Source organism: Enterococcus sp. DIV2419 (genome assembly GCF_051711865.1).
Taxonomy (GTDB): domain Bacteria; phylum Bacillota; class Bacilli; order Lactobacillales; family Enterococcaceae; genus Enterococcus; species Enterococcus faecalis.
In genome coordinates, this window is sequence record NZ_JBIONS010000001.1 from 2,130,437 (window position 1) to 2,152,066 (window position 21,630).

A 21,630-nucleotide genomic window follows, 5' to 3' on the forward strand; every position below is an offset into this window, starting at 1 on the left:
AGGAGTTCTTCAAGTTATTTATTAGGATCATCAAATGCCTGTAATAAATCAAAGGTTACCTGTGACTTAAGTTCAATCGTTGCTGGTGTTACGTGGCAATTGTAAGCAAGGACTTGCACACCTTGATCAATTGCAGCACCCACATTTTCAGCAAAGGCGGGTTGCATCTCTTGGTGAATCGTTGCTTGCTTAATTTCTTCAAATTGGACCACAAACAAAATGTAACAGCGGTAACCCGCTTTAGTTGCAGCCATTAGTTCAGTGACATGCTTCAAGCCACGAAGTGTTGGCGCGTCAGGAAAAGCACCGATGCCTTTATTTTCTAAAGTCATGCCTTTCACTTCGACAAAAGCTTGTTCGTCTGCATCCGTTTCCACTAGAAAATCAAATTTTGAATGTGCAAATCGTTGCTCACGTTTAACAGTTTGGATCGTACCAACTAAACTAGGAAGCACAATTTGACCATTTTTTAACGCTTCATTGACTAATGTATTCGGTACTTGGCTATCAATATTAATCCAAAAAGAACCTTTTTTTACTGCAATCAAATCGTAATCTGTTTTTCTTTTAGGCGATGGTTGATAACTAAGCGCCACAATAGCACCTGGTAAAAAAACTTCTTTCCCTCTGCCAGTATTTTTGACATGTGTGATTACTTCTTCATTCGTTTCCATTAAACGACAGTGTGCAATAAACCGATTGGGTCGTTCGATAAAATAAGCAAGTTGGACATTCGGGTACTTCATACACAGACTTCCTTTCTTACACACTATACCATAAAAAAACAAGGAAAAGTATAGACCAAAACCAACAATTTTACTATCTTGTGTCAATCATTAAATATTTGTCAATTCTCAGCGATTTAGTCGAATATTTTAGACAATTTCTATATAATAAAGGTAACGAAGACGAATAAATGAAAATGAAGGTTAGGAGGAATTTCTTTGAAAAAACATTGGACTTTCTTGGTTGGTGCATCTTTACTTACTGGATTAGCAGGCTCTATCCTCTGGAAAAAAAATAAACAGCTCCCTTCCCCACAGGAGCTTCAACACAACTATACTGGGCATTGGTGGTTTGTAGACGTGAAAAAAGCCACGCAACACACCTTAGAAATCACCTCATCTTTCAATGTTTTCATTGATGGCAAACAAACGCATGCCTTGCTTGTTGAATTAACCCCTAAACGCTTAGTTATCTTAGACAAGTTAGGTTACCATTTAATCATTCAATGTGAAAATGGTGTCCCTGCGACGCTTTACGATGAAGCCGACGACGAAACCTACACACTAGAACGGGCCATTTACAATTAATAAATCACCCACGACACATAAAATGAAGTATGTGCAGTGGGTGATTTATTTTTTTACATCCCTTGCAAAAGCATTCAGAAAGTTTTCTTACAACTTGAATATTATTAAATAGTCAAATGCGCCTTTTTCTGATAAACTTAGGATGATGTTTTTTTGAAAGGATGAGCCCCTATGACACCAAATCGCGAAGACTATTTAAAATTAATTTTTGAACTAGGTGGCGACGAAGTTAAAGTGAATAATAAACAAATTGTTTCTGGACTCGATGTTTCGGCAGCTTCGGTTAGTGAGATGATTTCAAAGTTAGTAAAAGAAGATTTGGTTGAGCATTCTCCTTATCAAGGGGTACAATTAACTGAAAAAGGCTTAAAAAAAGCGAGTACGTTAATTCGCAAACACCGAATCTGGGAAGTCTTTTTAGTAGAGCACTTAAATTACACTTGGAATGATGTGCACGAAGAGGCAGAAGTTTTAGAACATGTTACTTCACAGACGCTTGTGAACCGTTTAGCGGATTATTTAAATCATCCAGAATTTTGTCCACACGGTGGTGTTATTCCCGAAGATAATCAACCCATTCATGAGGAGAAACGCCAAACGTTAACAGACTACCCTGTTGGCACAAAAGTTCGGATTGCACGTGTCTTAGACGAAAAAGAATTACTGGATTATTTAGTTTCCATTGATTTAAATATTCAAGAAGAATATACGATTAAAGAAATTGCTGCATATGAAGGACCGATCACCATTTATAATGAAAACAAAGAATTATCCGTCAGCTTTAAAGCAGCAAACACAATTTTTGTTGAGCCGTTGATTAGAGAAAGTGAGGAAAACTAATGAATGAAAAAGTAGCATTATTTACTATTTTCGGGGGGACAGGTGATCTTGCCAAACGTAAATTGTATCCTTCCCTGTTCCGCTTATATAAAAAAGGATTATTAGCTGAGCGTTTTGCGGTGATTGGTACCGCACGTCGGGAATGGACAGACGAATACTATCGTGAAATCGTCCGTGAAACCATTCAAGACTTAAATCCCACGGCCGAAGAGGCAACTGAATTTTCTAGTCATTTCTATTACCAATCACATAATGTGAATGATACGGAACATTATAATACCTTAAAAGAATTATCTGATCGCCTAAATGAACAATACCACTTAGAAGGCAATCATGTTTACTATTTAGCTATGGCCCCTCAATTCTTTGGAACCATTGTTAATCACTTGAAATCACAACATATTATTTCGGAAGAAGGCTTTGATCGTCTAATTATCGAAAAGCCATTTGGTTCTGATTATGAATCTGCCTACGAATTAAATGAAGAAATTCGTGCTGCATTTCCTGAACAAGATATTTTCCGAATTGACCATTACTTAGGCAAAGAAATGATCCAAAATATTTCAGCCATTCGTTTTGCCAATAATATTTTTGAATCACAATGGAACAATCGTTACATTGATAATGTCCAAATCACCTTCGCTGAAAGCTTAGGTGTCGAGGATCGTGGCGGCTATTATGACCACAGTGGCGCACTAAAAGATATGGTTCAAAATCATATTTTACAAGTCGTTGCTTTGCTTTCTATGGAGCCTCCTGTTGCCTTTTCTGAAAAAGAAATTCGGACTGAAAAAGTAAAAGCTTTACGTGCCATCCGCCTTTATTCTGAAGAAGAAGCCCTTCAAAATTTCGTGCGTGGACAATACGGCGAAGGTCAGCTAGCTGATCAAACATTTGCAGCCTATCGTGATGAACCGAATGTGGCAGAAACTTCATCCACTGAAACTTTTGTTGCTGGTAAATTTTTAATTGATAATTTCCGTTGGTCTGGCGTCCCTTTCTATGTTCGCACAGGTAAACGATTAACTGAAAAAGGTACACGCATTAACATCGTCTTTAAACAAGTACCTATTAATGTCTTTAAAGATGATACGTGTGAAGAATGCGATAAAACCGATTTACCACCGAATGTTTTAACTATCTATATCCAACCAACTGAAGGATTTTCATTAACCTTAAATGGAAAAGAAATCGGTCAAGGGTTTAATACAACTCCAGTGAAACTTGATTTCCGTCAAAGTGCTGAAATGACTGAAAATAGTCCAGAAGCATATGAAAAACTTCTATTAGACTGCCTAAATGGCGATAGTACAAACTTCTCTCATTGGGACGAAGTTGCCCAATCTTGGCGCATTGTTGACATTATTCGACATGCTTGGGATAAAACAGACGTTTCTTTCCCTAATTATGCCGCTGGCACAATGGGCCCGCAAGCTGCCTTCGACTTATTAGAAAAAGATGGCTTTACTTGGGAATGGCAACCAGATAACTGGTACCGTGACCGCGGTCAACTTGATCAATAAATAATCCAAAAAAGATCCGCTAGTTAACGACTAGCGGATCTTTTTTCTTGTTTATTCGAATCCTTCAGCAACCGCTTCTGGATAATTTTCTTCAACAATGTGTGCACAACGGCCACAAAGTGTTGGTAATTTTTCATCTGAGCCGACATCTTGACGAACGGAACGACAACGGTCACACGTTTCGCCTTCTGCTTTTTCAACTAAAATAGCCATGTCTTCAAATTGAACAGCTTCACTAGGTGCTACTTCTTTTGATACTTCAAAGTCGGAAACAATTAGTAATTGAGCAATATCTGCATCAACAGCTGTCATTAATTGACGAATTTGTTCATTTGGATAAACGGTCACTTTAGCTTCTAACGATTTACCGATTAATTTAGAATGACGAGCTTCTTCCAACGCTTTTAAGACATTGTCACGGAAATCCATAAAGGCTGCCCATGTATCCATCAATTCTTCTTCATTAGTAAACGTTTCGTAACCTGGGAATTCAGCTAATTGCACATACTCTTCTTCTTCTTGTAAGAAACTCCAAATTTCTTCCGCTGTATGTGGAATAATTGGTGTCAATAATTTTGTTAATGAAACCAATGTTTGATAGAAAACAGTCTGCATACAACGACGTTGATAATCGTTTTCAGCTTCAATATAAACGACATCTTTCGCAAAGTCTAAATAGAAAGAAGATAAATCTACCGTTAAGAAGTTCATAACCGTCCGATAAATATGCATGAAATTATATTTTTCATAACCATTTTCACGGATTTCTTGAATGACTTGATTTAAACGAACCGTCATGTATTTATCTACAGAACGTAAATCAGCATAAGCTACAGTATGCTCAGCTGGATTAAAATCACTCGTATTCGCTAACAAGAAACGCATAGTATTACGGATTTTCCGGTACACTTCAGATACTTGGTTTAAGATATCCATTGAGACACGCACATCGGCTTCCGCGTCAACACTACTTACCCACAAGCGTAAGATATCTGCCCCCATTTGGTTGATAACTTTTTCAGGTAAGATAGTATTGCCTAACGATTTACTCATCTTACGGCCTTCGCCATCGAGAACCATCCCTTGAGAAATGATTGATTTATAAGGCGCTACCCCATTGATAGCAACACTTGTTGTAATACTTGAGTTAAACCAACCACGATATTGGTCAGAACCTTCTAAATACATATCTGCTGGGAAAGTTAACTCTTCTCTTTCTCGTAAAACTCCTTCATGTGAAGAACCTGAGTCAAACCAAACGTCCATGATATCTGTTTCTTTGGTAAACTCGCCATTTGGTGAACCTGGATGTGTAAAGCCTGCTGGTAGTAACTCTTTTGCTTCACGCATAAACCAGATATTTGATCCATGTTCTGCAAATAAATTCGCTACATGTTCAATTGTTTCTGGCGTAATGATGGCTTCCCCGTTTTCAGCATAGAAGATCGGTAATGGTACACCCCACGCTCTTTGGCGAGAAATTACCCAATCACCACGGTCACGAATCATATTATACAAACGTGTTTTTCCCCAAGGAATTAGCCAGTCAACTTTCTCAACTTCATCTAAAATATCTTGACGGAATTTAGAGATTGAAGCAAACCATTGTGGCGTTGCACGGTAGATAACTGGTTTTTTGGTACGCCAATCATGTGGATAACTATGCGTAAAGAAATCTAATTTTAATAACGCGCCTTTTTCTTCTAATAACTCAGTAATCATTGGATTCGCTTTGTCATAGAAAATTCCTTCAAAACCAGGTGCTTCATCTGTAAAGACCCCACGGCTGTCAACAGGAGAAATAACAGGTAAATCATATTTACGGCTAACGATATAGTCATCTTCACCATGTCCTGGTGCGGTATGAACTAAGCCAGTCCCGGCATCTAGCGTCACGTGGTCGCCTAGCATAACAAGTGATGTTCGATCATAGAATGGATGTTGAGCTGTCATACGATCTAATTTTTCACCAGAAAATTCTCGCAAGACTTCTACTTCTTCCCAACCAACCGCTTCTTTAACTGTTGCTAATAAATCTTTAGCAATTACAAATTTACGACCGTCTGCCTTCACTTCAACATACGTAAAATCAGGATTAACTGAAATACCTAAGTTGGCTGGTAATGTCCAAGGGGTTGTCGTCCAGATGACGAAGGCTGTCTCGTTATCTAAAAGACCTTTACCATCGGCCACATTAAAAGCTACGTAAATAGAAGGTGATTTTACATCTTTGTATTCAATTTCTGCTTCTGCTAAAGAAGATTCACTTGAAGGAGACCAATAAATTGGTTTTAAGCCTTTATAAATATAGCCTTTTTCTGCCATCTTACCAAAAACACAAATTTCTGCTGCTTCATACTCTGGATCTAACGTAATGTATGGATGTTCCCAATCGCCTGACACACCTAAACGTTTAAAATCGTTACGTTGTTTATCGACTTGTGATAAGGCATACTCTTTACATTTTTCGCGATACTCAGCGACAGTCATTTCTTTACGTTTAACCCCTTTATTGGTTAACACTTGCTCAATTGGTAAACCATGAGTATCCCAACCAGGCACATAAGGAGAACGGAAACCAGACATTGATTTTGAACGAATAATAATATCTTTACTGATTTTATTCAAAGAATGTCCTAAATGAATATTTCCGTTTGCATACGGAGGGCCATCATGTAAAACAAAGGTTGGTTTTCCTTCGTTTAATTTTTGACGTTGTTCATATAAGCCTTTTTCTTCCCAGTCTTTTTGCCATTCTGCTTCACGGTTTGGCAAGTTCCCACGCATTGGAAAAGCTGTTTTTCCTAATTGCAATGTTTCTTTCATTTTCATATGCATTTGCCTCGCTTTCATTTTATCGATTTAATTGTGTTAGTTCATACTAAAGATGAACGATAGCTGATAAAAGTAGATAAAAAAAGAGTACTCCATCCCAAGGGACGAAGTACTCGTGTTACCACCCAAATTCAAAGTAGAGTTACCCCTACTTTCTCTGAAATTGATAACGGTAATTATCCGGCAGTTCCTACTCAAGTGTTCAGAACTGCATCTAGGATAGAGGATCTGTTTAATGCCAGTGTCTGTCAAACTTTCACTATCATTGACTCGCTGCTAAGAATAAACATTAAACGTTCTGTTCTATCTATTTTGATTCTTCTTCAATTGTTTCTTCAGTGACTTCAATTACAGGCTTTTTTTCTACTACAGCATCTGTGTTCTCTTCAGAGTTTACAACAGTTTCATTTTCGTTGTCAAGGTCTTGTTCATCAAGAATTTCCTTAACTGCTGTATGTTTGTCTCCGACATAACTAGAAAAAGGCTTTAAAATCTCTTCCCACTCTTCACTCTTCACTTGCTCTAATTGAGTTTCAAGCATTAAGCTTAAGCGTTGATGGAAGACACGTGTTTTCTTCTTCAAGTCTTCTGTTTCCCCAGCTAATTGACGGGCACGTTCAATTGCTTCTGCTAAGATTTGTGTTGATTTCGCTTCAGCATCTGCAATCATTGCATTTGATTTACGTTCAGCTTCTACCAAGGTTTCTTTGGCTTGGTTATCTGCCGAAGTGATAATCATTTCTGATTCTTTATTGGCACTTGATTTCACTTTATCAGCGGTATCTTGTGCAACAATAATTGATTGGTTCAATGCATCTTTCAATTCATTGAAGTATTGTAATTTTTCTTCTGCGTGTTTTAATGATTTCTCAAGTTCACGATTTTTTTGTAATGCATCTTCATAATCACGTGTGACTTGATCTAAAAAGTCATCTACATCGTCTTGGTTATAGCCTCTCATTTTTGTTGAGAAGTCTTTGTTTTGAATATCTAATGGAGTTAATGCCATATTCCTTCACCTCTTTGGATTATTTTTGTAAAACCCCTTATGAACACATTCTCATACTAATCCTGAAATAGCAAATATCTTACTTTTTTTATTATACACAACTTCGTCTGAATGAACAGCCAAAATGGTTTTCTTAAACAAAAGTTCGAGATTATTTTCTCAATACCCCTAAGAGGACACGAAATTTTTCTTTCTTGGTTTTTCCTTCTAATTCTTGAATTTGAAGGCGCCCAAATCCCCGTATCGAAACAATATCTAATAAGTCTAAAGCAAAATCTGGTCGTGTCGTTTCTGTCCAATTGACTTTTACTTTACCAGATTCGATCAATTGTTTTGATCGCTGCCTTGAAATATTAAATACGGCGGAAATCACACTATCCAGCCGCAAAGAGCTCATAGTCGTTCGCTCTTCCTGCCAACCATCCTTCGGTATCAAAATTTGTGTATAATCCCGTTCTTCTAAGCGAACAGTAATTTTACCAATTTTGTCGACTTGGTTAACAACGAAGCCAGCTACTTCTTGTGCTATAAAAACCTGCCACTTATCACCATCGGAAATAATATCTCCAAAGGCTTCCCTACGAACCCCAACATTCATCAAGGTGCCTAAAATTTTCCCATGAGATAATGTCGCAAATTTAGATGGATAAATAATTTCAAATAATACAACACCAAAATCTGTCTCTTCTGGTATGTAATACGCTGGATAAATCAAGCAGCGTTTTCGTTCTGCTTGCTCATAACCACCATAAAAAGTAAACGATAAATCACTGTTTTGTCGAATCAACGTTTCCAAAATATACGCCTGTCTAGGATCAAGAAAGTCTGTCAAATAAGGCGCGTATTGCATCTCCACTTGCTCTAGCCAATCCCCGACAGTGTCAATAAAAGGATGTTCATCTTTGCGGAAATGTTGATACACATTTGCGTTCATAGATAAATCATCCTTTCTAAAAGTTATTAATAAACAATAGCTCGTAAAATGACTGCTAAGCCACCCGCTGCTAGGTTAAGGACAATAATCCCTACCATTACGTTAAATCCAACCATTCCAATCCTTAAATTCAAACGGTCAAACAAACTTAAGTATGGTTCACAAATTCTAGAGAGCAAACGCCCGAAAGCAGAATCATATGCTCCTGGAAACCATGAAAGTAGCGCGTAAATCACTAGTAATCCTGAATAGATTTGAACGCCTTTGTATAATAGAGTAATCAGTGTTGCGATAATAACACCTCCCTAAGGCTTAGAAATCAAAGAATTGTTTGTTGGCTAAAGATTGTGCTGTCGCACTATCAATTTCCATATTCGCTGGTGTGCATAAGAAGATTTCATTGCCAACGCGCTGAATATCTCCGTCTAAAGCATACACAGTACCAGTTAAGAAATCAACGATGCGTCGTGCTTGGTCTTCTTCTACTAATGTAAAATTAACTAGCACAGCTTCTTCAGCAAATAAATGTTTCGCAATGCTCATTGCTTCTGAATACACACGTGGTTCAATAATAGTAATTTTATGTGTTTTTGCATTGGCGGTGCTTTCTTGTGCTCGTCTTGTATTCGTAGTCGCTGATTGATTAGAACTACGCATAGAAACCACTTTTTTCTCTGTGTAAGCAGCTTGTTGTGTGTCTCTTTCTTGATGCGCTTCAGCAGAACGATAGCGTGCAGAAGGTTTTTCAACTACAGGCTCACTTTGTTGTGTATAAGCTGGCTGACTGTAACTTTCCTGTTGTTGAACAGGGCGTTGTGGTTTAGGCCGAGCTGCACGACGCGGTGGTTCATTAACTGCTTTGCGCTCTTCATATTCTTCGTAGTTATCATAATAATCATCTTCTTCGCCAGATAAGCCAAAAAAGCTCGATAACGCATCCTTGTTAAAAATTGACATAAATTCCTCTCCTTTACGCATCTCTGAATAACGCTGTTCCGATTCGTATAAAAGTTGCACCTTCTTCAACTGCGATTGGGAAATCGTTACTCATTCCCATGCTAAGTTCTGTACAAGGAGCAAAAGATAAATGTTTCTCATTTACGGTCATTTGCAGCTCTTTTAATTCTCTAAATGTTGCATGTAATACTTCTTCACTTGCCCCAAAAGGTGCCATAGTCATTAGACCGACGATTTGAATTTTGTCCAAATCAGCAAGTTCTTGAATGAAAGGTAAGACGTCTTCTTTACGAAAGCCGTGCTTGCTTTCTTCCCCAGTTATATTCACTTCAACAAAACAACGAATAACTTTCGTTGCTCTTTTTTGAATTTCTTTGGCTAGACTCAGACTATCTAATGCATGAAAATAATCTATCTCATTAATAATTAATTTTACCTTCCTACGTTGTAAATTACCAATTAAATGCCACTGAATATCATTAAATTTTTCCAATCCAGCTTTCTTTTCTAGTAACTTATCTACTCGGTTTTCAGCTAAATTCTGGACACCAAGCTGAACAAGCTCTGCTGCTTCCTCAATTCCTACTGATTTAGTGACGCCAATCATTGTCACATCAGCAACAGAGCGCTGTGAGCTTTTGCATGCTAGCTGAAGTTGATTATTAATATTTGTTAAGTTTTCAGCTATCATTTCTAATCGATGCTCCTTATCGTTTTCTGCGGAAAAATGGTGGCGTACTTAATTCGTCATCATTGTGATTTGGTTCTTCACGGTGGAATGTGTCAAATTCTTTTTTGTCTACTTGTTCTAATGAAGATTCATCAACTTTTGGACGTGTATTTTGTTCTCTGCGAATATCCCAATCGCCAAAAGCACTTGCTTCTTCTTGTGATTTTGGTTGATCCATTTCCACAGATTGAGTTGTTTGTTGCATTGGTTGAACCGCTTGTCTTGTTTGACGGTGCGGTTTTCTATCCTTTTTTGATTCATCAATACCTGTAGCGATTACTGTTACACGAATTTCGTCGCCTAAATCTTCGTTAATTGATGTACCTAGGATGATGTTCACATCACCTGAAGCAGCATTTGTAACGATATCTGAAGCATCTTGCGCTTCAAACAAGGTCATATCTAAGCCACCAGTAATGTTTAATAAGACTTGTTCCGCACCATCGATTGATGTTTCTAACAATGGTGAAGAAATAGCTTTTTTCGTTGCTTCAATTACACGTTCTTCGCCGCTCGCTACACCAATTCCCATTAAAGCTGTTCCTTGGTTTTCCATCACTGTTTTCACGTCAGCAAAGTCCAAGTTTACGTAACCTGGTGCAGTGATTAAATCTGAAATCCCTTGAACACCTTGACGTAATACATTATCAGCTTCTCTAAATGCTTCAAGCATTGGCGTTTTCTTGTCAACGACTTCTAATAAGCGGTTATTTGAGATAATTAATAGTGTATCAACGTTTTCTTTTAATAAGGCAATTCCTTCAGCAGCAAAACGACCACGTTTTGGACCTTCAAAACTAAATGGACGAGTTACTACACCAACTGTTAAAGCGCCTAATTCTTTAGCGATTTTTGCAACTACTGGCGCAGCACCTGTACCAGTTCCGCCACCCATACCAGCAGTAATGAAAATCATATCCGCGCCTTGTAATGATTCTGAAATCACTTGTTCACTTTCTTCTGCAGCTTTTTGGCCAACTTCAGGTTGTGAACCGGCACCTAAACCACGAGTGTATTTAGGGCCTAATTGAATCACTGTTTCTGCTTTTGAATGTTTTAATGCTTGAACGTCTGTATTGGCTGTGATAAATTCCACGCCTTTAACGTTTTCTTCGATCATACGGTTTACAGCGTTTCCGCCGCCGCCACCTACACCGATAACTTTAATGACTGCACCGTTGTTAATGTTATTGTCTAATGAAAATTCCATGATATCGTATCCTCCTGTTTGTGTGATTAGTCGAAAATGTTCGAGAAGAAGTCTTTGATTTTGCCTGTCACTTTTTCACCAGACTCACGTTCGTTGAATTCTTCGTATTCTTCTTGAGGCTGTTCAGCATATGTGTCATAGCGAACTTCTTGTTGGACAGCGACTGATTGTGCTGGTTTCGATTTTTCACCAGGGATTGCATATTTGGCAATGTGATAAATATCGTTTAGTTGCGCTGAATATTCCACAATGCTAATGACATTAGCAAAGACTGGGTTACGTAAGCCCATGTGATTTGGTACGTATAGTTTTACGTTGGCTTCAAAAATCTCTTGCGCCAAATCGACAATACCTGGCATACTAGCGGCGCCACCAGTTAACACAACGCCTCCAGGTAATTCAAACGCATCAATTTCATCCAGAACTTCTTTTGATTTTCTCAAAATTTGTTCCACACGCGCTTCAATAATTTCTGAAAGGTAACGTTCGTCCACTCTTACAGGCTCTGACTTACCGATAACATCAACAGGAAACTCTTCGTTTGCTGAAGTTCTTTCTGGATAAGCATCCCCATAATTAATTTTTAAGGCTTCGGCGTTGTTAAAAGAAGTATTCAATACGATTGAGATATCTTTCGTGATGAACTCGCCGCCTTCTTGGTTAACATGAGTAAATTTCAATTGTTTGTCGTGGATAACAGATGTCGTTGTTTGACCGCCACCCATATCAATGACAATTGTTCCAAAGTCTTTTTCGCCATCTGTTAAAATTGTTTCCGTTAAAGCAAGCGGTGTAATCACTAATTCGTTAATTCCTAAGCCAGCTTTTTCAACACATTTACGGATGTTATGGATGATTGTTTTTGGTCCAGTATAGACAACGCCAAACATCTCCATGCGAACGCCAAGCATTCCACGTGGGTCTTTGATGCCTTCAAAGCCGTCGACGGTAAAGTCTTGCGGTAAGATTGCAACAATTTGACGTTCAGGAGGAGTTGAACGAACCAAAGCTGCAGATGCGACGTTGCGCACATCCTCATCTGTAATTTCTTTTGATTCACTGCTAACAGCTATCATTCCTTGACAGCTTTCTACTTCTAATAAATTCGCTGGTAATCCAACATTTACGCTTTTAATTTGAATGCCGGCTTTTTCTTCGGCTTGTCGAACGGCCCGTTGGATTGCTTGAACTGTTTGATCAATATCGACGACAATCCCTCGATTCAAACCGTCTGATTTTGCATTTCCAACGCCGATGATGTTCATTTGACCTTCAATATATTCAGCGACAACTACTTTGACAGAAGTTGTACCAATATCGAGGCCTACATACATTCCTGTTTTTGCCATGAACGGAATTCCTCCTCCTATTAATTCCAATATCTAAGCGGACAAAGGCGTCCGTTTAACTATCTCTTTTTTAGTATTATTCACTTCTTCCAATTTTACCATAAAAATGGGGGTTTTAGAAAGCAGATTATACGAATTTGTTCGTTAATTTTTGAAACATTTTTGTAAAAAACTTATTCTGCTTGTTGCACTTCTTGATTTTCTCCATTTGTCGGCGTACCGTTATTCGCTTCATCCGTTGCTACGCCTGCATTTGGGTCCACAACTTCTTGATTTTCAACCGCTGAATCTTCGGAAACTTCACTACCCGTTTCTTCACTTTCTTTTTCATACGGATAAGAAAAAATGCCGACTTCCATATCAACGATTCCAGGTTTGTCCATTTGCTCGGCTACTTGTGAATAATAAGCCATTTTTTCACTTAAATCAGAAATATTAACAATCACTCGATTTCCATCATTCATATAGACATTAATCAAGTCTTTATTGGTTTTGGATGGTGCATATTTAATTTCTGAAATTCCTTGTTTAATTTCTTGAGGTAATTTGTTGTAAGAGGCCATTAATTCAGGGATTAATTTATCCTCTTTGAAATTCTCAAAAATTGGTTTGCCACTTTCAGCAGCTTTGGTGGTTTCCGCCAAAGTTTTACCATTCTCTAAAATCGGATGATAGCCGCCTTTAGTCGCAGCAAGAGCGACAATTTGATACTCTTGAATATCAATTTTAAATGAATTAATACCATTTAACTTAATGTTCGCCTTTTTTATAATTGGAAACTTTTTCTGAATATTTGCAGAAAAATAATTTCTATTTGAATACTGCTCCCATAAGCCACTGCCCGTTTCAAGTTTTGACTGCTGAATAATCGCTTGGCTCTCCACACTTTTGTTACCTGAAACTGTTACTTCACTCAATCGACTAAGAGGCGAAACAAAATACAATGCCACTAAAATGGCTGTCCCTAAACAAGTTAAAATAAAGGCTAAACGCCTATATAAGCGCTTGTTCCGTGTTTTCTTAACGTTCGGTAAACGATCTGCAAAATGCTCCTCTTCTTCCACTGTTTCTTGTGGAAGATGTTGTTGAGGCTCTTCTTGACTTTGTTCTTGTAAAGTGATGGTGACTTCTGCTTGTTCGTTTTCACCTTTTGAAGCAGCTTCTTCCGCTTGCTTCTTCAAATATTCTTGGTTTTGTTTTTGCCAAGGTGTCAGTTCAGGTTGAGACTCTTCCGATTTTTTTGGAGGTAATGGTTTTCTTTTTTTGAATATATCGTTCTCGTTACTAATCTTCCACACCTCCTATCTCAGACTAACGTTTTCACAACTTGATACAAACGATCACTTGCATCTGGGATGCCTTCCCCTTTGGACGCCGTTGCCATCTGTTGTCTTTTTTCATTGTTTAATAAAATATCATCTATTGCCGCAACTAAACGAGCGCCGGTCAATTCTGCATCTGGAATCATTTCAACAGCACCAACTTTTACTAAGCTTTGCGCGTTTTTCGTTTGATGATCATTCGTGACGTAAGGACTCGGAATTAAAATTGCTGGTAATCCTAATGCGGTGAACTCCGCAATTGAGGTTGCTCCTGCACGTCCCACCATTAAATCGGTATTAGCCATCACTTCAACCATTTTATCAATATACGGTTGCACACTTATGTTTGTCAATTTCTTTTCAGAAAGCTTTAGACTTTCTTGAAGTTCCTGATAATATCTTTCTCCTGAAGCGTATAAAACTTGATACTCTCTCTCTTCAAACAAAGGAAAGGCCTGTTCAAACGCTTGATTGATTTTCAAGGCGCCACGACTTCCGCCAAATAAAACCACCGTTTTCTTTGCTGGATCCAAGCCAAACTCTGATAAAATAGCTGATTTTTCCACCGTTACGACTTCTTGTCCCCGCGGGTTCCCTGTTAAAATTGTTTTTTCTTTCGGGAAAAAACTAGCGACATCTGGAAAACAAATTGCAATTTTATCCACATAACGACTTAAAAATTTATTTGTCATTCCAGGGATACTATTTTGTTCATGAATAATTGTCGGTATTTTTAATTGGTGGGCCGCATAAACCACTGCACCAGAAACATAACCGCCTGTACCAATGACCACATCTGGTTGAAATTCACGAATAATTTTTTTTGCTTTATTAATGCTTGTTAAAAATAAATAAATTGTTTTAAAATTTTGAGGACTTAGCGAACGCTTGAATCCTTGAATTTTAATCGTTTTAAATGGAATTTTCGCCTTTGGCACAATTTGACTTTCTAGACCATTTTCTGTTCCCACATACAAGAATTCTGTTGCAGGTGCTTCTTTTTTGACGTGTTCGACGAAGGATAACGCAGGATAGATATGCCCACCTGTGCCACCACCAGTTACTAGTATCTTCATTTTCTCACATTTCACTTTCTTTTAATTGTTGAACAGCTTGCATAAAGGCTTCCCCGCGTACTTCAAAATTCGGGTATTGGTCCCAACTTGCGCAAGCAGGTGATAGTAAAATAGTATCATCTTTTTCCGAATAATCAAAGGCAATGGTAACCGCCGTTTGAACATTTTCAGCAAATAAAATTGTTTCAATGTTCGCTTTTTTAGCAGCTTCCGCCAATTTTTCTTTGGTTTCTCCAAATAAAACAATTGCTTTGAGTCCCAGCAGAGCAGGAACCAATTCATCAAATGAGTTACCGCGATCCAAGCCACCCGCAAGTAAAAGTAGCTTTTGGTTGTCAAACCCACTTAACGCCATCTCTGTAGCTAAAATATTGGTTGCTTTTGAATCGTTATAAAAACGTCTTTGCTGAACTTCGCCAACAAATTGCGTTCGATGGGGAACGCCCGAAAAGTTTTTCAAAGTTTGTCTAATCTGAACATTCGATACATTTTTTAATTTAGCTACACAAATCGCTGCGAGTGCATTTTCAATATTGTGACTGCCAGGAATACCTAACTCATCGGCGGGCATAATATATTCTTCATTAAAATATAATTTCCCATCTAAAAGATAAGCCCCTTCTACTGCTTCTTTCGTTGAAAAAGGCAATACGTTGGCAGCTGTGGTTTTGGCTAACGTTTGAAGCTCTACTTGATTCCAATTTAAAATCAAGGTGTCCTCTGCGGTCATGTTTTTTTGAATGGCCCATTTTGCAGCAACATATTCTTTCCGCGAACCATGATAATCCAAGTGTGCTTCAAAAATATTTGTAATTACTGCAATTTGTGGGTGAAACGTCTCAATTCCCATTAACTGAAAACTAGAAAGTTCCATCACAAGATCATCCTTGGCTGTTGCTTCTTGAGCCACCGTACTCGCTGGAAAACCAATATTTCCCGCCAAACGTGCCTCACCAGCCGTTCTGTCAGCGTTTAGCAGTAAACCAATCATCGTGGTCGTGGTTGTTTTACCATTGGTGCCCGTAATGCCGACAATTGGACATTCGGCAATTTGACCTGCTAATTCCACCTCAGTTATGATAGGAATTTTCCGAGTTAGTGCTTCTGCCACAAGTGGATTTGTATAAGGAATACCAGGATTTTTAACGATTAGTTCAAATTCTTCATCCAACAATTCAATTGGATGCCCCCCTGTAACAACACGAATACCCAAGGTTAATAAATCTTGGGCGTCAGGGTTTTGATCAAATTGTTTTGCGTCATTAACGGTAACGAGCGCACCTAACTCATGTAAGAGTTTCGCTGCGCTGACACCACTTTTAGCTAGTCCTAAAACCAACACTTTTTTGTTTTGATAGGTTGTTATTTTTTTCATTGTCAATTTCCCCTTTGATAGATTAGAAAAGAATCCATAATGTGATTCCTGAACAGATTAAACCGACAGACCAAAAGACAAAATCAATTTTCCATTCAGACCAACCACACATTTCAAAATGGTGATGAATTGGTGACATTTTAAAAATCCGTCGACCAAATAATTTAAATGAAGCAACTTGTAAAATAACACTTGCTGTTTCACAAACGTAGACAAGTCCAATTAAAAGTAGCGTCCATTCTTGATGCAAAATAATTGAAATTGCTGCTAACAATCCACCTAATGCTAATGAACCAACATCACCCATGAAGATTTTTGCTGGTTTTCTATTATAAGGGAAAAAGCCAATCAGCCCACCAATCACACTTAGGCAGATAATCACAACATCAAATTGTTGTTGTTTCCAGGCAATAATTGCATAAGTACCGAATGAAATTGTTCCTAAACCAGCAACTAAGCCGTCAATCCCATCTGTCAAATTCACGGCATTAGAAAAACCGACTAACCAAAAAATAATAAACACGCCATAAAAAATACCTAACGGAACTTCTGCTAATCCAAACAAATCTAAGGTGTCTGAAAAGCCTTCACTTCGATAAACAAAGTAGAAAACCAACCCACCAAAAATTTGACCAATTAATTTTTGACGAGAATTCAAGCCCATGTTCCGTTTTTTAAAGACTTTAATGAAATCATCTAAATAACCTAGCAAACCGTATAATACTAAAATAAATAGAATAATTAGTAGAGACGGTGTAAATTGGTGGAAGAACAACCCCATTGCTAGCGAAGTAATCAAGCTGGCTACAAGGAAAACGACTCCCCCCATTGTAGGGGTACCTGTTTTCACGCTATGCCAAGTTGGGCCATCTTCACGAGTAACCTGCCCTTGTTTTTTAATTTGAAAATAGCCAATGAATAGTGGCATTACGCTCACTGTAATGGCAAAACTCACCACTATGGGAATAAAAATCTGTGTCCACTCCATGTTATCTCTCCTAATTATTCTACGTTATTATTCTGTGCCTTCTAAAGTCACGGTTAATTTTTTCTCCGTAATTTCAGTTTCAGCAGCGATACTTTGTTTCGTCACATAGCCTTCACCTTTAAACTCGACAGTCAAACCTAATAGATCGCCAAACTTGGTAACATCGCTCTTCGACCAGCCGGTTAAATCAGGCATATAGTTCGTTCCATTTGTGATCAAAATCAATTTCTGATTAGGCATTAATGTTTGACCAGACGGTGTTGATTGTTTCTTGATTTTTTCACCATCACCGATAATCACAGGATCCACCCCGTTCACTTTGGCATTGGCCAACGCTTCCGCTGGTGTCATGTTTTTATAATCAGCAACTGTGACTTTATCAGAAGCTACTTTCGTTGTTTCCGGATCTGTCTCTTTAATGTCTAACGCTAATTTCATTAATGGGTTTGCAATTGCCGCCATTGCTTCTGAAGGCGAACCTGATTTTGCTTGTCTAAGTGTAATATACAAAACATATTCAGGATTATCCGCTGGGACCATTTCCACTACAGAAGACAAGACTTGACTTGCTCCATCAACGTACCCTTTACCATCTGAAATCTGGGCAGTTCCTGTTTTGGCAGCAACATGATAGCCTGGTACTTTATAAATATCATACGCAATCCCGTAAGTCGGGTCTTCAACAGTATCAATCATGTACGTACGAATCTGTTGAGCTGTTTGCGCTTTGATTGGGGTTCCTACGATTTGTGGTTCCGTAATCGTTTCTTTTCCTGTATTTTTGTCAACAATTTTGCTGATGTAATGAGGTTGCAACATTGAACCGTCATTTGCAATAGCTGAGAAACCTTTCATCATTTGGAAATTAGTAACCGTAATCCCTTGACCAAAAGCTGAATTGGCCCGATCAACAATATTATTATCTGGAAGTTTCCCAGTGTGTTCTGAAGTTAAACCTGAATGTGTGCTTGAACCAAACCCAAATTTTTTCAAATATTCGACCCACTTGTCGCCACCCATTCGTTGTTCCAAGTTCACCATTCCGATATTACTAGACCAAGAAATAGCTTGACGATAAGTTAAAGACGTTTTGTCTTTTAAATTGCCGACATCATGGTCGTTAATCGTGGTGTCACCAACAGTGATACCACCTATACGGTTAAATGATTCATTTGGATTAAACAATCCTTGCTCAATGGCAGCCGCCGACGTAAATAATTTAAGCGTTGAACCAGGTTCATACGGACTTTCAACCAATAGGTTCTGCCACGTGCCATTATTGTCTAATCCTTGTTTCGTTTCAGGATTAAATGTTGGCCGTTGAGACATGGCAACAATTTCGCCTGTTTTTGCTTCCATTAACATGGCAGTCATGGAAACTGGTTCATATTTTTCATTAACTTGCGTCATCAAATCTTCTAAGGTATTTTGCAAGCGACTATCTAGCGTTGTGTAAATATCTTGACCATCCACTGCTTTTTTCTCTTCCGCCACAGTTCCTGGTAAGGCATTACCGTAAATATCTTTTTCAAAATACACACGGCCATCGGTTCCGCTTAAAATATCATTATAGGCCTGTTCTAGTCCCATCGCGCCTACTAAGCCTTCTTTATCATCATCTGGATTGGCTGCTTTTGTATAGCCAATAAAGTGAGAAGCAAACTGCCCATTGGGATATAATCTGGCTGGATGTTCATTGAAATAAACACCTGAGATTTTTTTCTTTTTCAAATCTGCTTCAATTTTTTGGCGTGTTTCCAAGGTAATATTTTGACCACCCGTACCAAACTCCACTTGATATTGTGTTGACCCATCTTCATGGATCCCATTATTCAAGTATTTCAATGCTGTTTTTTTGTCTAGTTTGGTATATTTCGCTAAAATTTCAGCAATATCATCGAAGTCTTTTTTCTCCGCATATAGCTTTTCATTATTTTGTCCCGTATATTTTTTTGATAATACGACATATAACGAATAAGAAGTAGCATCTTCTGCGATTGGATTACCATATCGATCTAAAATTGATCCTCGCTTAGCTTTTACCACTTGGCTTCCTTCATATAGAGAAGCTGTTTTTTCCTTTAGTGATACACCGGCTACTTTGCCTGTTGCCACAATGTATGTCGTTCTAAAGGCAAATAAAAAGAACAATCCAATACTCGTAGCGAATAAAATGATGCCTACTTTTTTACGATTGTTCATCGGATTTAAGTTTTTCTTTTTCATGAATTGTTTAAATTTATGTCTTTTACTCATTATTTAACAGTCCTAACATTGTCGCCGTTATTTTCTAGTCCTTGTTTTTTAGCGACATCTTTGATTCGATCTGATTTAGAAAGTTCGCTTCTTTCTTGTTCCAATTTCAAAGCGTTATCTTCCTTTTCTTTAATGACTGCTTGTGTTTCTGTAATATCGTTCATGGTTTGGACAATTGTCGTTCTTACTTGAATTGTCGCAATTGCAATACCAATCGTTGCACAAACTAATACAACACCGATTAATTTTTCTAGTAAAGAGACATTTTTTAGTTTCTTTTTGGGTAATAGAGTGGGGACAGGTAGTGTTTCCTCTTGCATTTTTCTGTCTTGCTCTGTTGCCACAGTTGGCTGATCCATTTCTGGTGCTTCATAATGGAAATCATTTACTTTCTTCAATTCAGCCATGTGTCTACCCCTCTCTCTATCTAGATTTTATTTTTTCGGCAATGCGTAACTTCGCACTTCGTGAACGATTATTCTCAGATAACTCACTGTCACTTGGTAAAATTGGTTTTCTGGTAATTACTTTTAATTCTGGTTGAAATTCTTCTGGTACCACTGGAATGCCTGGTGGCAAATCTTGTACCGTACTGTATTCTTTAAACATTGTTTTAACGATACGATCTTCTAACGAATGGAACGTAATCACACTGATTCTGCCATTTTTCGCTAGCAAATCAATTGCTTGTTCTAGCGACTCTTCAACTGCCCCTAATTCATCATTAACGGCAATGCGAATTGCTTGGAAAATTCGTTTTGCAGGATGTCCACCTTTGCGTCTTGCTGGAGCTGGAATCGCCGTCTTAATAATCTCAACGAGTTCGCCTGTTGTTTCAATTGGTTGCTTTTCGCGAACACGTTCAATTTCTCGAGCAATCTGTTTCGAAAATTTCTCTTCCCCATAACGAAAGAAAATTTTTACTAACTCACTATAGCTATACGTATTCACCACTTCGCGAGCCGTCAAGGGTGCATCTTGATCCATGCGCATATCTAAGGGCGCGTCTTGATGATAGCTAAAACCACGTTCTGCTTCATCTAATTGTGGTGAAGAAACACCTAAATCGTATAGAATCCCATCAACGTGGAACACCCCGTGTTCTGCCAATTCTTCTTTAATATTTCTAAAATTTGATTTGATGAAGGTCACTTGACCTTTGTCTACATATTTCTGCAAACGAGTCTTAGCATGTGCCAACGCTTTTTGGTCTTGATCAAAGGCATATAAATGACCGCGCTCATTCAATTGTGTCAGTAAGTATTCACTATGTCCGGCACCACCGAGTGTGCAATCTACGTATACGCCATCCGGCTTCACTTGTAATCCATCCACTGTTTCTTTTAAAAGAACGGTGTAATGGCGAAATTCTTCAGTCATCATTTGCCTCATTCCTAAAATCCAAAATCAATCATTGTTTCTGCTAATTCATCAAAGTTTTCTTCAGCTTCATCAGAGAATGCATGCCAACGTTCGTCACTCCAAATTTCAATTCGGTTAGAGACGCCGATAACAACACAGCCTTTTTCTAAACTGGCATGTGTTCGTAAATTCGCTGGAATATTGATACGACCTTGCTTATCAATCTCACATTCTGTTGCAGCGGAATAAAAGAATCGTACAAAGGTACGTGCATCTTTCTTAGCTAAGGGCATTTCTTGAAGTTTTGCTTCAAGTTGTGACCATTCATTTAAAGGATAACCAAATAAACAGCCATCCATCCCTCTCGTTACCACAAATTTTTCACCAAGTTCCTCACGAAACTTTGATGGAACGATTAGGCGGCCTTTGGCATCGATATTATGTTGGTATTCACCCATAAGCATAGCCAATACACCCGCTTTTCCACTTGATAGAACAAGTCTACCACATCCCACCACTTTCTACCACTATAAATCTAAAAACTTCTATTT

At 38.2% G+C, this 21,630-nt stretch carries 20 protein-coding genes; 3 read left to right on the forward strand and 17 right to left on the reverse strand.

Translation table 11 applies throughout. The annotated features are described in order from the left end of the window. Positions 1–14 precede the first annotated feature (14 nt). Complete coding sequence (gene sfsA, locus IGI97_RS10030; protein WP_438738558.1) at positions 15–746, reverse strand: DNA/RNA nuclease SfsA; 732 nt, start codon at positions 744–746, stop codon at positions 15–17. A gap of 198 nt (positions 747–944) precedes the next feature. Between sfsA and IGI97_RS10035 the strand changes: the two genes are divergently transcribed. The 3 genes from IGI97_RS10035 to zwf all read left to right on the forward strand — a co-directional run bounded on the left by IGI97_RS10035 (position 945) and on the right by zwf (position 3,676). After that, entirely contained in the window at positions 945–1,313 is a 369-nt protein-coding gene (locus IGI97_RS10035) for a DUF4828 domain-containing protein (RefSeq protein WP_002355908.1), read from the forward strand. Positions 1,314–1,484: 171 nt separating this feature from the next. After that, the gene (locus IGI97_RS10040) at positions 1,485–2,153 is read left to right on the forward strand and encodes a metal-dependent transcriptional regulator (RefSeq protein ID WP_002355907.1); all 669 of its coding nucleotides are present in this window, start codon (positions 1,485–1,487) and stop codon (positions 2,151–2,153) included. Then, on the forward strand, positions 2,153–3,676 hold the full coding sequence (gene zwf, locus IGI97_RS10045) for a glucose-6-phosphate dehydrogenase (protein WP_002355906.1): 1,524 nt from the start codon (positions 2,153–2,155) through the stop codon (positions 3,674–3,676). Before IGI97_RS10040 ends, zwf begins: the two co-directional genes overlap by 1 nt. 51 nt (positions 3,677–3,727) lie before the next feature. On the opposite strand, the gene ileS is transcribed toward zwf, so the two are convergent. The 16 genes from ileS to mraZ all read right to left on the reverse strand — a co-directional run bounded on the left by ileS (position 3,728) and on the right by mraZ (position 21,597). Next, positions 3,728–6,508, reverse strand: coding sequence for an isoleucine--tRNA ligase (gene ileS / locus IGI97_RS10050; protein WP_438738560.1), 2,781 nt, complete (start codon positions 6,506–6,508; stop codon positions 3,728–3,730). Positions 6,509–6,818: 310 nt separating this feature from the next. Further along, positions 6,819–7,520, reverse strand: coding sequence for a cell division protein DivIVA (gene divIVA, locus IGI97_RS10055; RefSeq protein ID WP_002355904.1), 702 nt, complete (start codon positions 7,518–7,520; stop codon positions 6,819–6,821). Between the two features lie 151 nt (positions 7,521–7,671). Further along, positions 7,672–8,454 (reverse strand): RNA-binding protein, encoded by a 783-nt coding sequence (locus IGI97_RS10060; protein ID WP_002355903.1) that lies wholly within the window; start codon positions 8,452–8,454, stop codon positions 7,672–7,674. Positions 8,455–8,480: 26 nt separating this feature from the next. After that, the gene (locus tag IGI97_RS10065) at positions 8,481–8,738 is read right to left on the reverse strand and encodes a YggT family protein (RefSeq protein WP_002355902.1); all 258 of its coding nucleotides are present in this window, start codon (positions 8,736–8,738) and stop codon (positions 8,481–8,483) included. A gap of 28 nt (positions 8,739–8,766) precedes the next feature. Next, a complete protein-coding gene (locus IGI97_RS10070) occupies positions 8,767–9,411 on the reverse strand; it encodes a cell division protein SepF (protein WP_002355901.1) in 645 nt (214 codons plus the stop codon). Between the two features lie 13 nt (positions 9,412–9,424). Further along, positions 9,425–10,102 (reverse strand): YggS family pyridoxal phosphate-dependent enzyme, encoded by a 678-nt coding sequence (locus tag IGI97_RS10075; RefSeq protein ID WP_002358890.1) that lies wholly within the window; start codon positions 10,100–10,102, stop codon positions 9,425–9,427. 16 nt (positions 10,103–10,118) lie between these two features. Continuing rightward, complete coding sequence (gene ftsZ, locus IGI97_RS10080) at positions 10,119–11,351, reverse strand: cell division protein FtsZ (protein ID WP_002355899.1); 1,233 nt, start codon at positions 11,349–11,351, stop codon at positions 10,119–10,121. Between the two features lie 26 nt (positions 11,352–11,377). Next, positions 11,378–12,700 carry a cell division protein FtsA gene (gene ftsA, locus IGI97_RS10085; protein ID WP_002355898.1) on the reverse strand — a complete coding sequence of 441 codons (1,323 nt, stop codon included), beginning with the start codon at positions 12,698–12,700 and terminating at the stop codon, positions 11,378–11,380. A 173-nt stretch (positions 12,701–12,873) separates the two neighbouring features. Beyond that, positions 12,874–13,998 carry a cell division protein FtsQ/DivIB gene (locus IGI97_RS10090; RefSeq protein WP_002368241.1) on the reverse strand — a complete coding sequence of 375 codons (1,125 nt, stop codon included), beginning with the start codon at positions 13,996–13,998 and terminating at the stop codon, positions 12,874–12,876. Between the two features lie 8 nt (positions 13,999–14,006). Beyond that, on the reverse strand, positions 14,007–15,098 hold the full coding sequence (gene murG, locus IGI97_RS10095; RefSeq protein WP_002355896.1) for an undecaprenyldiphospho-muramoylpentapeptide beta-N-acetylglucosaminyltransferase: 1,092 nt from the start codon (positions 15,096–15,098) through the stop codon (positions 14,007–14,009). A gap of 4 nt (positions 15,099–15,102) precedes the next feature. Continuing rightward, a complete protein-coding gene (murD, locus tag IGI97_RS10100; protein WP_002415087.1) occupies positions 15,103–16,473 on the reverse strand; it encodes a UDP-N-acetylmuramoyl-L-alanine--D-glutamate ligase in 1,371 nt (456 codons plus the stop codon). A 22-nt stretch (positions 16,474–16,495) separates the two neighbouring features. Further along, entirely contained in the window at positions 16,496–17,461 is a 966-nt protein-coding gene (mraY, locus tag IGI97_RS10105) for a phospho-N-acetylmuramoyl-pentapeptide-transferase (protein WP_438738562.1), read from the reverse strand. Between the two features lie 27 nt (positions 17,462–17,488). Then, positions 17,489–19,717, reverse strand: coding sequence for a penicillin-binding protein (locus IGI97_RS10110; RefSeq protein WP_010777493.1), 2,229 nt, complete (start codon positions 19,715–19,717; stop codon positions 17,489–17,491). Next, positions 19,717–20,124, reverse strand: coding sequence for a cell division protein FtsL (gene ftsL, locus IGI97_RS10115; RefSeq protein WP_002358883.1), 408 nt, complete (start codon positions 20,122–20,124; stop codon positions 19,717–19,719). The genes IGI97_RS10110 and ftsL overlap by 1 nt, the downstream gene beginning before the upstream one ends. Positions 20,125–20,140: 16 nt before the next feature. Continuing rightward, entirely contained in the window at positions 20,141–21,097 is a 957-nt protein-coding gene (gene rsmH, locus IGI97_RS10120; RefSeq protein WP_010820726.1) for a 16S rRNA (cytosine(1402)-N(4))-methyltransferase RsmH, read from the reverse strand. A gap of 14 nt (positions 21,098–21,111) precedes the next feature. Beyond that, positions 21,112–21,597 (reverse strand): division/cell wall cluster transcriptional repressor MraZ, encoded by a 486-nt coding sequence (gene mraZ / locus IGI97_RS10125; RefSeq protein WP_002383402.1) that lies wholly within the window; start codon positions 21,595–21,597, stop codon positions 21,112–21,114. Positions 21,598–21,630 lie beyond the last annotated feature (33 nt).